Below are 14,913 nucleotides of genomic sequence, written 5' to 3' on the forward strand. Positions count from 1 at the left end.
TGCCCGAGGTCAACGTCGAGAGGCCGAGGCCCGCCGAGTTGAACGTGACACCAGTGATCGACAGCGTCGACTTGCCGTTCTCGTTGAAGGTCAGCTTCAGCGTGTCGCCGTTGAGCAGGTTGACGCCGTTGAACGACGCATCGCTCGCGGTCGTGTTGATCTGCGCCAACACGTTGTTGTACTGCGAGACCAGGCTCGCGCGCTGCGTCTGCGCGGTCGCGTCCGCCACCGGAGCCGCCGCCGTCAGGCCGTTGAAGGCCTGGCTGGATGCGGCCGACGTACCACCGATCGCGCCGATCGTCGCCGAAGCCGCGTCGTTGGTCGTGCTGAGGGTGATCTTGCCGGTCGATGAATCGATCGAGGCCTGCAGGTTGTTGGCTGCGAGCTTGGCGTTGAGATCGTTCAGCGACTTGACCTGCCCTGTCCCTAGACCGAACGTGATGCTGGTCGCGGTGCCACCTCCTGTGGCGCCGACCGTCAAGGTCTGACCCGACAAGCCGTCGCCGACAGCAGTTAGCCCGAGCTTGCCCAAGGTGCCGGTGCTGCCCGAGAGCGTCAATCCCGCCGCCGGAGGCGTCAGGGTGATCGCACCCGCGGTGATCGACGCGGTCACGCCGGTCTGGGTCTGGATCGCCGACAGCAGGTTGCTGACGCTGTCGCCGATGCCGATGTTGGTGCCGGACGAGGACGTGCCGGTGACGAAGGTGAAGGTGGTGCCGTTGACGACCAGCGTCTCACCCGAGGTGATGCCGGTGGCGAGGTTGTTCGACGCGGTGCCCGCCGTGCCCGACAGCTTGGTCGAGCCGGTGATCGCCACAGCGCTCGAGGTATTGTCGTTGTTCACAACCGAGCCGGTCACAGCCGTCGAGCTGCAGCCGAGCAGGTCGGTCGCGCTCGCCCCGGTCAGAGCCGCCGAGGTGACATTCGACTTGGTGGAGTAACCCACCGCGCTCTGCAGCACCTGGTTGGCGATCGACTTGGCACTGTCGACGAGCTTCTGCAGCGAGGTGATGCCGGTGTTGGCGGCCTGCAGCACCTGCACGCCGTTGCCGATGCCGTCGAGCAGATTGGAGATGTCGGAAGCGCGGTTGTCGAGACCCTGGGCGGTGAAGAAGTTGGTCGGATTGTCGAGCGCCGAGTTGACCTTCTTGCCCGTGGAGAGGTTGTTCTGCGTGGTGGCGAGGAGCTGAGCCGTCGACTGAAGCGACAGCAAATTCTGGCGCACCGACGCCGAGAGGACGATACCTGACATTTTCATACCCTTCTGGTGTGAAATAAACCCCGATCCCTTCGAGATCAGGGTGCAGCCCAGGTCGATTTGAACGACCCCGGACGACGGGCGTCACGGTGAATGGCAGTGGCTAACAAACGCTGAAGGGTTGTGGTGCGCAGCCGCCTCAATCAGCGGAACAGGCGCATCGGCGCGGCTCATTGCCGCGTCATCGCGCAAGAACGCCCTTTGAAAAGGCTCGTTGATTCAACAAACGCGCCCGTCGTTCACAACGCGTCAACCACCTTTGGAAAGGTTTCGACACGCGCGGCGACATTCTGCCGGCGGTCGTCATCGACCAGCGGACGACGCCGAGATGCGGCTTGCGCTCAGAGCGCCAGCGGCGGCGCATCGACCTCGATCAACGGCGCGAGACCGGCCGCGCGCTGGCGGCCGAACATGAGGACCGCCGCAATCAGCCGGTCGATGTCGCTCGTCCCGGTGCGATGATTGACGATCGCGGCACGGATCGCCAGCCGTCCGTCGAGCATCGTGGTCGACGGCGCGGCCAGGCCGGATTCGTGGATGTCGGCGACGATCTCGCCGTTGAGCGCATCGGCATCGTCGGCACGATAGCGGAAGCAGACGATGTTGAGATTGACCGGCGCCAGCAGCTCGAGCTCGGGCTCGGCGCGCACCCGCGCCTCCAGATGGCGCGCGAGTTCGCAGCTTCGCGCGATCACGGCGCCGAGCGCGTCCGCGCCGAACGTCCTCAGCGTGAACCAGGTCTTCAACGCCCGGAAGCCGCGCGACAGATCAGGACCGAGATCGCAGGGCCACTCGGCGCCCGCCGCGAGACCACGGGTTTCCCGGCGCAGATAGGCGGCCGGCGAGGCGAAGGCGTCGCGATGCCTGGTGCCATCGCGCACCAGCAGGAAGCCCGCATCGTAGGGCACCTGCCCCCATTTGTGAAAATCCAGCGCAATCGAATCCGCCTGCTCGATGCCGGCGAGCTTCGGTGCGAGCTCCGCTGACAGCATCGCGAGCGCACCGAAGGCGCCGTCGACGTGAAACCAGAGCCCCTCGGCACGGCAGAGCTCGGCAATATCAGCGAGGTCGTCGATGGCGCCGATATCGACGGTGCCCGCCGAGGCGACGACGAGAAACGGATGCAGTCCCGCGGCGCGATCGCGCGCGATCGCGGTCCGCAGCTCGCCGACGTTGACGCGATGTGCGGCATCCACCGCGATGCAGCCGAGCGCGTCGCTGCCCAGTCCGCAGATGTCCATCGCCTTGGCGATGCAGCCATGCGCGGCCCTCGAGGTGTAGGCGCGCAAGCGCCGGCCGTCGTCACCGAGGCCCAGCGTGCGAACCGACGCGCCGAGCGTGGAGCGGCGCGCCACCAGCACCGCCATCAGGTTCGCCATCGACGTGCCGGTGACGAAGATGCCGCTCGCGCTTGCCGGAAAGCCGAACAGCTGGCGCATCCAATCGACGACCTGCCGCTCGATCTCGATCGGCGCGTGGTCGCGGCCGCCGAGATTGGCGTTCAGTCCGGCAGCCAGCATCTCGGCGAGCATGCCGACCACGGTGCCGCCGCCATGCACCCAGCCCATGAAGCCGGGATGCACGTTGCCGGTCGCGTAGGGAACGACGAGCTCGCCGAAATCCCGATAGACCTCGGCGAGATCCGTCGGTGCATGCGGCAGCGCGCTGCGAAAGCTCTGCCGCGTCGCAGGCGACATCGGCTGCCACACCGGCCGGTCGCGGATATCGGCGACATAGTCGATCATGTCATCGAGCATGCGATGACCGAGCGCGCGCATCTCGTCCCAATGTTGCGGATCGAGCGTCTCCGCCGTCCGCGATGCTGGATCGATGCGCAGCCCGGCGGTCACGCCGCCTGCTCCGCCCGCGACGCGGCGCGCTTCTCGATCATGGCCGCGAAGGCCGCGAAGATCTTCTGCATCTGCGGCGGCTTGTAGGGGAAGACCTCCGGCGAATCCATGTTGTGGACGACGGCCGTGTTGTCGGCCTCGAACACCAGCAGCGCGCCGTCCCTGGTCTCGGCGCAGTCGATGATGAAATAATCGAGGCCGACGCGCGCCGCGATCGCATCGAGCACGCTGCGGTGACGGCGGCCGAAGCCGATATCGAAGGTCTGCATGAAGGTCGCCTCTTCGAGGCGCTTGCTCTCGCTGCCGGCCATGTTGGCGTTGAGGTACCAGATGTCCCAGCGCCGCGCGATCGCCATGTGGCAGGCGTAGGCCGTGCCGTCGACGAACACGATGCGGTACTTGCGGAACTGGCCGTCCTCGCTGGCATAGTCGACGAAGCGCGAGACGAAGAATTCCTGCTCGTCGCGCTCGTCGAGATAGAGCGACAGCTCGAGCGGCTCGTCGATCTTCTCAAGGCCGACGCCGGCATGCGAGCCGCGCGGCCGGACAATGACCGGGAAGGCGAGCGAGTGGTCGACGTCCGTGATCCATTCGCGCTCGTCGGCGATCTCGATCAGACGCTCGCGGTCGACGGGGATGGTCGCCGGAATGGTGAGCCCGTCGATGCCGGCCAGCAGCGCATGCAGCTTGTCGCGATCGAGATGCCAGATCCGCTCCGGCGGATTCAGCAGCGGACGCGGCCAGCGCGCCGCGACGGCATCGATCTCGCGCAGCGCGTGCTGACAATCCTCGGAATCGGAGGCGATGACGATGGCGACGTCATGAGCGGGCAAAGGCGCCAGCAGGTCCGCGCCCGGAACGACATAGAGCAGCAGCAGCTCGATGTCGGTATCCTCGAGCAGGAACTCGATCGGCGTGTTGCTGCCCATGTCGGTGGCCGCAGCGAGCGCGAGCACGCGCAGCCGCGGCGTCGCACTGTTGCAGGCAACGCGGTAGAGCTGCTGCGACTGCAGAACGTCGTACTGGATCGCGAGCCCGGACGATTTCTCGCCGATGAGCTGCGCGATCAGCGCGAGATCGAGCCCCTCGCCCGGCTGCGCGCGGCCGTCGAGCAGCTTGGCGAGCAAGGCGGCCCACATCGGTTTCAGGTCCTGGCCGTCGAAGGCGGCCTTGGCGAGCTTGGCCATACCGACCCGGTCGGCATATCCTGCGCCGCTGGCCTCGGCCAGCGCGAGCAAATCAGTCGGCATTGCAGATGTCCCTGAGATCCTGGCTGCTCAGATCCGATACGAGCAGCTCTGTTTTGGCGACGATGTCGGCGACGCGGTCGATGTCGGAATCGAGATTGACCCGGGCGACGGTGACGTCGGCGCACCACGCGTCCGTCACCTGGCGCGCGCCGATGCACAGCCGCAGCGCGGCCGTCGGCGCCTCGCCCGCGCGTTCGATCCGCACCGGCTGGCCGATCAGGCACTGGCGCGCGGCAACCTCGGCCGCGCGTCCGCTGAAGCCGTTGCCGAGGTCGCGCTGCAGCGCGCGATACACCGCCTGCGTCTCACCGAGGCCGAGCGGTCCGCCATCGCGCTGGAGCGCGAACGGGAAGATGGTGGGAAAGCCGAATTCGCCATCGCTCCCACCCTGCGCGGGGGCGCGGGTGGTGATCGGACGCAGCACCGGCGACAGCATCAGCAGGCTTTCGATCGACTCGCCGAGCTGCCGGATCGCCATCCGACGGAACGTCTCGGGCACGGCGTGATACGCCGCGATCTCCGCCAGCGCGGCTTCCCAGCGCAGCCATTGGCCGATATTGGCGCGCGGCGCGGTGCGCGCGCGCAGATCCGTCCAGGCGAACGGCCAATCGCTGCGATTGACGTAGTCGAACAGGCCGGGCGCGATCGGATGCCCGCTGCGCAGCGCAGCCGCTGCGGCCGCGGGCACCAGCAGCGCGCCGCTGAAGGCGGGGCCGCCGAAGAACTTCGAGCCCGTGACGAGCACCAAGTGGCCGCGCTCGAGATGATCGCGCAGCCGCGCCGCGCCGAGCCGCATCTGGCAGGCATCGACGACGACCTGGACGCGCCCCGGCCAGCGCCGCGCCACCTCGTCCAGGCAGGCCATGTCCGGCGCGCGCCAGCCGAGCTTGGAGGAATCCATGACCTGCAGCAGGACGCTACGGCCGTTGCGCACCAACGCCTCGACGCTGTCGAGCACCTCGGCGTCGATATCAGCGCGCGGCTGCATCGATGCGCCGTCGAGCAGCGGCAGCGACACGGCGTCGCCCGAAAGCCCTTCGATCGGAGTGTTCATTCGCACCGTCAGGCCGTTGGCCGTCCGCGTGCTGAAATGGTGTCCCCGGGCGCTCGTGGCGGTGCCGCTGCCGGTCTGGTCGCCGCCGACGACGATGCTCGTGACGGCCTCACCCAGCACCGCCCGCACCAGCGCCAGCGCATGCAGTTGCGAGTCGGTGCCGGACGGCGAGAACACGATGTCGACCTCGTCGGCAAGGCCGAGATATCCACGCAATTCGCAGCGCATCTCCTCGGTGCGCCGGTCGAGCGCCGCGTCGAGGCCGAGCGAGATCGCCGCATGCATCAGTTGCTCGCGCGCCAGCTCGACACGCGCATAGGCGCGTTCCGAAATCGGCGAGGCCGTGCTCGATGCGAAGCACAGCACATCGGGTTCGGGCGACGGCCCGCAGCCATAGACGTTGCGGCCCCAGGGGCGATCGAGCGCCAGGCGGGTGTCGCCGCCGTCGATCAGGAGATCGCCGAGCAAGGCAAACAGATCACGCAGTCCGGTCGCGGCGCCCTGCTCGCGCCGGTTGATCGGGGATGGCTGAGAGATGTGCGACTGGGTTGCCGCCGGGGTCATCGCGCGGATCATCAGGCTGCGTCGGCCGCGGCAGCGGTGGGAACCGCCACCGCCGACGCGAATTGCGAGGCGACATTGCCGTGGAACACGGACGGACCAACATGATCGAGCCGGCTGTCGAGATCGGCCCAGATCTCGCCGCCGAGATCGGTCCATCGCCTGCAGAACGCAAAATCCTCGCTGAGATAGGTGCCCGTCTCAGGATCGATCATGCATTCGAACAGCGCGAAGCGGTTCGGGCAGCCGGCCAGCGCGTCCTGCGAATGCTCGCGGAAGAACTGCAGCGGCGCGTAGGCCGGGTGCGCGATCATTGCCTCGACGACGCGGCGGCGGATCATCAGGAAGCCGGTGCCGGCATAGCGCACGCGGGTGAAGCCGTTGACCACCGCGACGTGGTCCGGATTGTCGATCTCCAGCACGTAATCGAGCGACGCCGCCGGCACGTCCATCCGGTTGTCGTTGATGGCGCGGCGTGCCTTGTTCCAATTGACCTTCTTGACCGGATAGACACCGGCGACCATGTCGCCGCCGGACTCGATCAGCCGGAACACCTGCCTTGGCGTGAAGCCGATGTCCGCATCGACGAACAACAGATGCGTGGCCGAGGGATCATTGAGGAACAGGGTGACCAGATTCGCCCTCGCCCGGGTGATCAGCGCATCACCGTCGCGCATGTGGACGGTCAGGTCGACGTTCGAGGTGGCGCGCAACTCGCGCTGCAGGGCGAAGATCGAGCTCGCATAGATGCTCGACACCTGGCCGCCGAAGCATGGTGTCGCGATCACCAGGTGAATGCGCTCGTCGGTTCCGTCACTCACGTCCGCCTCCAGACAAAGAGGCTCTCGCCCCAGATCTGAACAAAAGCTAAAGAGACGTGGTTAACGAAAACCTAACCGCCGCCCCCGGGGCGCTACAGATATTTCACGAGCGTGAGCTGGGCCAGCATCGCCGTCGTCTGGTAGGACGCCTGGAGGTTGGTCTGCAGCTGCAGGATCTGGCTCGCCACCTCCTGCTGCGAGATGCCCTCGGTCTGGTCGACCATGCTCTGCATCGCGGCCTTGGCCTGGGTCTGACGCGCCGTGGCGTCTTTCATCGTGGTCTGGGCGTTGGCGAAATCGGTCTGGATGTCCGAGATCGACTGCTGACCGAGCTGCGCCGTCAGGTTGGCGGCGATGCGCTGGCTGAGCGCGCCGATCTGCTGCGGCGCATTCGCTCCCGCCGGCGGCGTGTTGACGGCGGCGTAGACCGCGGTCTGCTGCACGAGGTTGCGGATCGCGAACTCGTTGCCCTGGGCACCGAACTGAATGCTCTGCGCGGTGTCGATGCGGATGGTCGCGCTCGACCGCGCCGAGCCGGGACCGCTGTTGCCGGTGTACCAGGCCACGGTGTTGGCCGAACCGTTGACGAGGCTGGTCGCCGACCCCAGCGGCGAGCCGGAGACACGCAAGGGCGGCGTCGCCGCCGTCACCGTGCCCGAGAAGCCCAGCGCCGCGAAGGCACCCGCGTTCGAGCTCGACACCGAGAAGCTGGCGGCGTCGTCGGTGCGCAAGGTGATCACGCCGCCGCTGACCGTCGACGGCTTCGACGTGCCACTGAGCGTGTCGATCTTAGACAGCAGCGTCTGCACGCTGTCGCCGACGTTGATCTGGTTGTTGCCGTTGGCACCGGAGGCGACGAAGGTCAGCGTCTGCCCGTTCACGGTGATGGTATCGCCGGCGGTGAAATTGGTCGCGATCGAATCGCTGCTGAGCGGTCCCGACAGCAGCGTCGCACCGGTGATCGGCGCGGGCGTCCCCGCCTTGTTGTTGACGACCGTTCCCGACACGGAGCTCGCCGTGTTGAAGAAGTTGTCACCGGCGACGACCGCTGAGGCAGCGGTCAGCGAGGTGTTGGCCAGCGTCGACAGCGCCGTGTTGAGCGCCGCGTTGAGATTGGCGGAGGTGGCCGCCGGCGTCGCACCGATGGCGAACGTATTGGTCGGCGCCGGCGTCGTGGTGGACGCCGTCAGCTTGATCGATTCCGAGGTGCCGTCGGGCAGCTTGAAGGTGAAGCTGATCTGGTCGCCCGCATTCGGATTGCCGGCGGTGAGATCGACCGAGATGCCCGCGGGCGAGCCGGACGGACCGGTCACCGTGGCATTGGTCAGCGACGAGGTGACGCCGCTCAGCTTGAAGCCGAACGGCGAGCCGGCGACGTCCTCCGCCAGCGTGATCGGCACGGTGGCCGACGCCGAAAGGTTGAGACGCCCGAGACCGTTGAGCCCGAGATCCGCCTGCTGCCGCTCGGCGATGACCTGCTTCAGGCCAGCCTGCGTCGTGGTGCCGTTCAGGATGTCGTCGGCGGACGCGATCGCCGGCCGGTCGGTGGCGCTGCCGGAGAAGATGTAGCGATCGCCGACCTGGGTGTTGAGGATGCCGGTGATGGCCGACAGGTTGGACAGCGCCGTCAACTGGCCCGTGGTCTGGCCGGTGCTGGTCAGGTTCTGCGGCGTCGCCGAGGCGCCACTCTGGACCTGGTCATGAATCTTGGACAGCGACTGCAGCGAGGTATTGACCGCGCCGATCACGGTATTGACGTGGGTCATCGTCAGCGTGAAGGCCGAGATGTTCGAGAGCTGCGCCCGCGCCGCGATCGCGAACCCCTCGTCGGGCCCCATGCCGGCGTAGTTGTTCGCCTTGACGCCGCTCGAGAGCTGCGTGGAAAGGTCCGCGAGCTGGTTCGAGATGTTCCGCACGGACAGGCCGAGCAGGGAATTTCCGTAATTGACACTGCTGATCGACATCTTACACGCGCCTCACTAAAATGCCTGGAGCAGGCTCTGCATCATGCTTTGCACGACCGACATGATATGGGCGTTGGCCGCATAGGTGTTCTGGACCTGGATCAGGTTGGACATCTCGCTGTCCATGTTGACCCCCGCCGTGCTCTGGAACTTCTCCTTCAGCGTGCTGACCACGACGCTCTGGCCCTGGCTGAGCTGGGTCGCCAGCGTCGAGGCACTGCCCTGCTGGCTGACGAACTGCTGCAGATAGCCGGACACCGTGCCCTGGAACGGCTGCGCCGCCGAGCCGAGGCCGGTGGTCGGCGAGTAGCTGAAGGTCGCCGAGGTGAGCTGCGCGAACAGGAAGTCCGGCCGCGTCGAGTCGCCGGCTGCGGTCTGCGGCGAGGTCGAATAGGTCGACAGCTTGGTCGGATCGTTCAGCAGCGCCGGATTGACGTTGAGCCGCCCGGCGAGACCCGTCATCTGCGAGCCGGTCGAGGTGATCGCACCGGTGTAGAGCGCGCCGCCGTCGGTGAAGACCGGCAGTTGCGCGTTGCCGCTGGCGAGCGTCTGCACCGTGGTGGTGGCCGAGGCCGCCTTGACCGTCGCCTGGCTTGTGCCGTCATCGGTGATGCGCAGCGTGGTGCCGGATGGATTGGCAAACTGCAGATGCGCGCCACCGAGCGCGCTGTTGAGCTGCGACACCACCGAGGCCATGCCGAGCGAGAAGTCGACGCCGACATAGGACGGGTTGGCACCGGTGGCATTCCGCAGCGGCAGCGCCGCGGGATCGTTGACGTTGACGATCTTGACCTGGCGCTGGACGTTGCTCGAATCCGTATAGGTCAGGTTGATGGTGTTGCCCGCCAGCAGCCCGCTGGTCGAGACGTCGAAGCCGGCCGGCGGACCGGTCACCGCGGTGCCCGCCGTGGTCTTGTCGGACAGCGCCGAGGCCATCGTTGCCGCGAGCTGGTCGACCTGGGTCTGCGCCTGCACCAGGGTCTGGTCGCGCAGCTTGAGATCGGCCGCGATCTGCCCCGAGTTCAGGAGATTGTTCGACACGACGTCGAGCGATACGCCGTTCGACAGCTTGATGTTGAGCTGCCCGACGCCGGTCTTGGTCGGATCGCTGCTGTAGAGCGAGGTGGCGTCGAGCGTCCCCGGCGACGAGAAGGTGAACTCCGAGCTGAGGCCTGCGCCGACCAGCTGGATGCCGGAATTGGTGAACACGCTGGTGCCGTTGGTCGCATCCGAGACGACACGGATGTCGACGTATTTGGACAGCGTGTCGATGGCGTTGTCACGCTGGTCCTGCAACGTCGCCGACAGCGGGTCGGATGGGCTGAGCCCCTGCAGCTGCATGTTCAACGTCGCGATCTGCTTGATCGCGGCATTCGCCTGCGTGACCGAATTGCCGATGTCCTGCTCCACATTGGTGCGCAGGGTCTGGATGCCCTTGGTGGTCGCGTTGAGCTGCAGCGCCACGCCCTGCGCCGCCGACAGCGCCACCGACTGCGCCGACTGGTTGCTCGGATTGTTCGACAGCGACTGCAGCGCCGTGGTGAAATTGTTCAGCGCCGTCTCGAGCGTGCCGCTGCCGCCGGGCGTACCGTACACTGTCTGCAGCTGGCCCAGGATGTTGGCCATCTGATTGGCATAAGTCCCACCCGAGGTCTCGGTGCGGAGCTGGTTCTGGACGAACAAATCGAGCTGACGGTTGACGCCCGTCGTCGTCACCGTCGAGCCGAAGCCGCCGCTGGCGACCTCGATCTGGTTCGGGTTCTGCGCGACATAGCCGGGCGTGTTCGCGTTGGCGACGTTCGAGGAGATGATCGAGAGCGCGGCCTGCGTCGAACGCAGGCCGGACATCGCGGTGGCGAGGGCAGAACTCAAACCCATGTTCGGTAGCCTTGTGTCAATTCAACTGCCACGTCTCAGCGCGATCAGCGCAGCACGTTCAGAAGATCCTGCACCATCGAATTGGCCGTCGTGATCACCTTGGTGTTGGCCGAATAGGCCTGCTGGGTCACGATCAGCTTGGTGAACTCGTCGGCGATGTCGGTGTTGGAGCCTTCCAGCGAGCCGCCCGAGATCTTGCCGGTCGCGCCGATGATGGCCTGGCCGGACTGGTCGGTCGCCTCATAGGCGCCGCCGTCGAGCGCCTTCAGGTAGTTGGTGCCGTTGAAGTGCGACAGCGTGACCTGCGCCAGGTTGATGGTCTGGCCGTTGGAGAAGGTGCCTGTGACGACGCCGCTGTTGTTGACGGCGACCGACTGCAGCTGGCCGGCGGCGAAGCCGTTCTGATTGATCTGGTTGATGGTCGCCGAGCCGATCGTGCTCGCATATTGCGTCAGCGCGCCCGAGGAGATGTTGAGGCTGACGGTGCCGAGCGTGGTGCCGTCGACCACGACGTTGGGAATGGAGATGTTGGAGGTCGTCGGCGACACCAGCGAGCCGTCGGAGGCGAACACGAAATTGGTGCCGACGTTCTGCCACGCCACCGTCGAGCCGGTCGCGTTCGAGTCGGTCTGGTAGAACAGGTTCCAGGTGTCCTTGTGGCCCGTGCCGAGCGTCGAGCTGTCGACCTTGCCCCAGCGCAGCTGCACGTTCACCGGCGTGCCCGACGAGTTGTAGGCCGTGACCGCGCCGCCCGAGATCGTCTCGTTGTTGAAGTTGGTGAGATCGTTGCCGATCACGATGCCGGTGCCGGGACTCGCCGTGCGCGTCAGCGCCACAGGTGACGTGAGGCCGAGCGCGGTGAAACCCGGGGAGGCACTGCTCAAGTTCCAGTCCTCGCCGCTGCCAGAATGCAGCGTGATCTTGCCGGCGGTGATGGTCGGCTGCACGCCGGTGACGGCCGCGATCTTCGCCAGCAGCGTGCCGACCGAGTCGCCGACATTGATCTGGGTACCCGAGGCGCCGGAGGCGACGAAGGTGAAGGTGACGACGTCGCCGGCGCTGCCGGTCAGGGTGATGGTGTCGCCGGCGGTGAAGTTGCTCGAGATCGAGTCGCCGCTGGCTCCGCTCAACAATGTCGAGGTCGTGATCTGCGCCGGGACCTTGTTCATGGCGGTGGCGCCGGTCACGGTGGAGTCGGCATAGAAGTTGGTGCCGACTGGCAGCGGCACGTTGGAGAGATCGGCCGAGTTGAGGCCGCCGGCCGCGACCAGCGTGCCGGTCGCAGCGTTGCCGCTCGCGGCGGTCTTCGGCTGCGTCGGCAAGTTGGCGGCGTACTGGATCGCGGTGGTCGCCTGCGCCGGCACGAAGTTGTTGGCGAACTGCAGCACGGTCGGCACGTTGCCGGTGGCGTTGCCGGTCTTCGGATCGACCGCGACGCCCATCAGGTAATAGCCGGCGCCGTTGATCAGGTTGCCGTTGGCGTTGAGCTGGAAGTCGCCGCGGCGGGTGTAGTTGGTGACGCCGGTGAAGACCGGCACGTTGTCGACGACCGAGGAGGCCTTCTGCACGTTGAAGAAGCCGTCGCCGTTGATCGCCATGTTGGTGGCGACGGAGGACGTCGAGACGGTGCCCTGGGTGGTGATGGTGGCCTTGGCGAAGGCGGTGACGCCGCCGGCGTTTTGTCGGGTCGGGTTGGTGGCGTTGGGGATGAGGTCTTCGAAGCTGGTGCCGATGCCCTTGTAGCCCACGGTCGACGCGTTCGCGATGTTACCGGAAATGTTCTGCAGCGCGAATGATTGAGCGGACAGACCGCTCACCGAGGTGTTCATCGCGTCGAAGATACCCATACCAATCTCTCCACTGTGATGCCGGTGGCGGGTCGGCCCGCACCGCGTTTCGTGGAGAGCTGTCGCAATCGCTGTGCCAGATGTGAAAATGCTGTGAAATCAGCGGGTTGGAAAACAACAACGTAAAAAGAGCGGCGTCAAAACTGGTGAACAATTGCCGAGCCGGCAGTTCTTGCCGGGCCGGACGCGCCAAATCGCGCTCCGGCTCGACCGCTCGTCGCGGCTGCCGACGCGTCCTGAAGACCCCCATCTGAGCCTTGAACGGACGGGCCGGACAATCCGGGCGCAAATTCCTGTCAGGTCGATGACGGATTTGCCGGATGGAACGTGAGCGACAGCCCGTCCATGCAGTAGCGCAGGCCGGTCGGCTTGGGGCCGTCGTCGAACACGTGGCCGAGATGGCCGCCGCAGCGGCGGCAATGCACCTCGGTGCGGACCATGCCGTAGGTCTTGTCCTGGCGCGTCGCCACGGCATTGTCGAGCGGCTTGAAGAAGCTCGGCCAGCCGGTGCCGCTGTCGAACTTGGTCTCGGAGGAGAACAGCGGCAGGTCGCAGCCGGCGCAGGCGAAGGTGCCCTTGCGATGCTCCTTCAGCAGCGGGCTGGTCCAGGGCCGCTCGGTGCCCTCCTCGCGCAGGATCTCGTATTGCTGCGGCGTCAATTGCGCGCGCCACTCGGCCTCGGTCTTCTCGATCTCGAACTTCTCGGCGGCGCGGGCCGGCGCGGAACCGCCGAGCCAGCGCAAGGCAGCGAAGCCGAACAGGCCGGCGGCGGTGGTGAACATCAGACGGCGGTCGATCATGGACGTCTCCGTGCGGCGATGGGTTACCGGATCTACGGATGGGATCCCGCGAAGTTACGTCAGGCGCCGGCGCGACGGCTCACTTTCTTGCGAGGGGTCAGCCCTCCCCGGCGTCGGGACGGCGGTTCAGATCGGATGGCTGCGGCCGCAACGGCAGCCGCGAGCCGGGACGCTCAGCTGCCCGGCGCCGCGCTTCGGCCGCCCTGATCTCGCGCACACGCTCCTGCGCGCGCACGCGCTCGCGGTGCCGCGCCAGCGTCCCGGCCGCGGCGGCGCGGCCGCGGATCCAGAGATTGACCACGTGGCCGGCGACCCGGCCGCTGACGCCGCCGGCCCAGACCAGCTCGAACGGCGAGAACAGCTTCCAGCGGTCGTCGCCGGCGAGGATCGCCTGCGCGATCAGCTGCCCGGCCATCGCCGAGGTGTTGAGCCCCTGCCGGCCGAAGCCGCTCGCGACCCACAGCCCTTTGCGAAGCTGGCCGATCTGCGGCATGCCATGCACGGTCTGGCCGGTCACGCCGCCGAAGGTCTCGGCGATCTCGACGCGGCCGAGCTGCGGGAACACCGTCCGGATCCGGCGCTGCAACGCCGCGGCAAATCCGCTGGGCCGGGCGTCCCAGGTCGTTTCCGGACTCGCCCACATCAGGCGGTCACCGTCGACGATGCGAAAATGATCGATGCCGTCGGTATCGCTGACCGATCCCTGGAAGGCGACCGCCTCGGCGAGCCGCTCGCCGAGCGGCGCGGTGACGCCACCATAGCGCCACACTGGCAACAGCGTATCGGACAGCTTCTGCAGCGGCGCGCCGAGATGGATGTTGCCGGCCAGCACGATATGCGAGGCCCGCATCCGCGCCGACGGCGTCACGATGCGCTTGCGCACGCCTGACGCGTCGATGCTGACCACCGGCGTATCCTCGAAGATCCGCGCCCCGGCCCTGTGCGCAAGCCGCGCCAGGGCATGAACATACTTCCGGCCATCGAGCTGGAACGCCCGGGGGTAATGGACGCCATGGAAGTAGCGGTCGGTCTTGAGCTTGGTCCTGACGCGCTCGACCTGCCAGCCCTCAACCTCGGTGTCGAAATCCTCGTGCAGCATCTGCAGGCGGCGGATCAAGGCGTCGCCGGCATCGACATTGGAGACTTCGAGCGCGCCTTCGCTGAGCCCGATGCCCGGCATCGCAGCCTCGGTGGCCTGGGCGCGGATGAACTCGGCGCCGGACCAGGACAACGCCCACAGCGCCCGCGCATGCGCGAGCCCGACGCGCTCGATCAGGTCCGGCAGCGGCAGGTCGAACCCGGGCATGACCGTACCGATCATGTGACCGGATGCGTTCCATCCGACTTGGCGGCCTTCCAGCACCGCGACGCTCGCCCCCTGCCGGGCCGCGCACAACGCCACCGTCAAGCCGGCCAATCCCGCCCCGACGACGCAGACGTCGACATCGAGGTCGAAATTCAACCTGGTGCGGCCGTGTGCACCTGCGGCATCGGCGTCATCGTTCATGCTTGTGGAAGTCTCGCTCATGGCGTTTTCTTAGCGAACCCTGCGCCGGACGTCATGACGCTTTTAATGGCGATAAAGAGACGTGGTAGAGGCTGACCCAGCCTGAACGATTCGAGACGGAAT

General features: G+C 66.7%; 10 protein-coding genes. All 10 read right to left on the reverse strand.

Annotation, left to right across the window (positions count from 1 at the left end; translation table 11 throughout):
• A partial coding sequence (locus QW881_RS27840) for a flagellar protein (protein WP_316173021.1) occupies positions 1–1,252 on the reverse strand: 1,252 nt, incomplete at its 3' end.
• Between the two features lie 347 nt (positions 1,253–1,599).
• Positions 1,600–3,036, reverse strand: a complete 1,437-nt coding sequence (locus QW881_RS27845; RefSeq protein WP_315758421.1) for an aspartate aminotransferase family protein — start codon at positions 3,034–3,036, stop codon at positions 1,600–1,602.
• Positions 3,037–3,104: 68 nt separating this feature from the next.
• Positions 3,105–4,295, reverse strand: coding sequence for a hypothetical protein (locus tag QW881_RS27850; protein ID WP_315758423.1), 1,191 nt, complete (start codon positions 4,293–4,295; stop codon positions 3,105–3,107).
• 52 nt (positions 4,296–4,347) lie between these two features.
• Positions 4,348–5,976 (reverse strand): hypothetical protein, encoded by a 1,629-nt coding sequence (locus tag QW881_RS27855; protein WP_315758319.1) that lies wholly within the window; start codon positions 5,974–5,976, stop codon positions 4,348–4,350.
• A gap of 11 nt (positions 5,977–5,987) precedes the next feature.
• Entirely contained in the window at positions 5,988–6,794 is an 807-nt protein-coding gene (locus tag QW881_RS27860) for a hypothetical protein (protein ID WP_315738799.1), read from the reverse strand.
• Between the two features lie 92 nt (positions 6,795–6,886).
• Positions 6,887–8,758 (reverse strand): flagellar protein, encoded by a 1,872-nt coding sequence (locus QW881_RS27865; RefSeq protein ID WP_315758321.1) that lies wholly within the window; start codon positions 8,756–8,758, stop codon positions 6,887–6,889.
• Between the two features lie 15 nt (positions 8,759–8,773).
• Complete coding sequence (gene flgK, locus QW881_RS27870) at positions 8,774–10,636, reverse strand: flagellar hook-associated protein FlgK (protein WP_315758322.1); 1,863 nt, start codon at positions 10,634–10,636, stop codon at positions 8,774–8,776.
• A gap of 44 nt (positions 10,637–10,680) precedes the next feature.
• Positions 10,681–12,483: a flagellar hook-basal body complex protein gene (locus tag QW881_RS27875; protein WP_315758323.1), complete on the reverse strand. Its 1,803-nt coding sequence runs from the start codon at positions 12,481–12,483 to the stop codon at positions 10,681–10,683.
• A 296-nt stretch (positions 12,484–12,779) separates the two neighbouring features.
• The gene (gene msrB / locus QW881_RS27880) at positions 12,780–13,283 is read right to left on the reverse strand and encodes a peptide-methionine (R)-S-oxide reductase MsrB (protein WP_315758324.1); all 504 of its coding nucleotides are present in this window, start codon (positions 13,281–13,283) and stop codon (positions 12,780–12,782) included.
• Between the two features lie 97 nt (positions 13,284–13,380).
• Positions 13,381–14,811, reverse strand: a complete 1,431-nt coding sequence (locus QW881_RS27885) for an FAD-binding oxidoreductase (protein ID WP_315758325.1) — start codon at positions 14,809–14,811, stop codon at positions 13,381–13,383.
• Positions 14,812–14,913 lie beyond the last annotated feature (102 nt).

It is taken from the genome of Bradyrhizobium sp. SZCCHNS3016, from assembly GCF_032484535.1.
In the GTDB taxonomy this organism is placed as follows: domain Bacteria; phylum Pseudomonadota; class Alphaproteobacteria; order Rhizobiales; family Xanthobacteraceae; genus Bradyrhizobium.

Bases quoted from the DNA above. Each gene is read 5' to 3' on its own strand.
- msrB (WP_315758324.1), bottom strand. From the start codon at position 13,283: ATGATCGACCGCCGTCTGATGTTCACCACCGCCGCCGGCCTGTTCGGC.
- QW881_RS27875 (WP_315758323.1), bottom strand. From the start codon at position 12,483: ATGGGTATCTTCGACGCGATGAACACCTCGGTGAGCGGTCTGTCCGCT.
- QW881_RS27850 (WP_315758423.1), bottom strand. From the start codon at position 4,295: ATGGCCAAGCTCGCCAAGGCCGCCTTCGACGGCCAGGACCTGAAACCG.
- QW881_RS27865 (WP_315758321.1), bottom strand. From the start codon at position 8,758: ATGTCGATCAGCAGTGTCAATTACGGAAATTCCCTGCTCGGCCTGTCC.
- QW881_RS27885 (WP_315758325.1), bottom strand. From the start codon at position 14,811: ATGAGCGAGACTTCCACAAGCATGAACGATGACGCCGATGCCGCAGGT.
- QW881_RS27845 (WP_315758421.1), bottom strand. From the start codon at position 3,036: ATGCGCGCGCTCGGTCATCGCATGCTCGATGACATGATCGACTATGTC.
- flgK (WP_315758322.1), bottom strand. From the start codon at position 10,636: ATGGGTTTGAGTTCTGCCCTCGCCACCGCGATGTCCGGCCTGCGTTCG.
- QW881_RS27855 (WP_315758319.1), bottom strand. From the start codon at position 5,976: ATGACCCCGGCGGCAACCCAGTCGCACATCTCTCAGCCATCCCCGATC.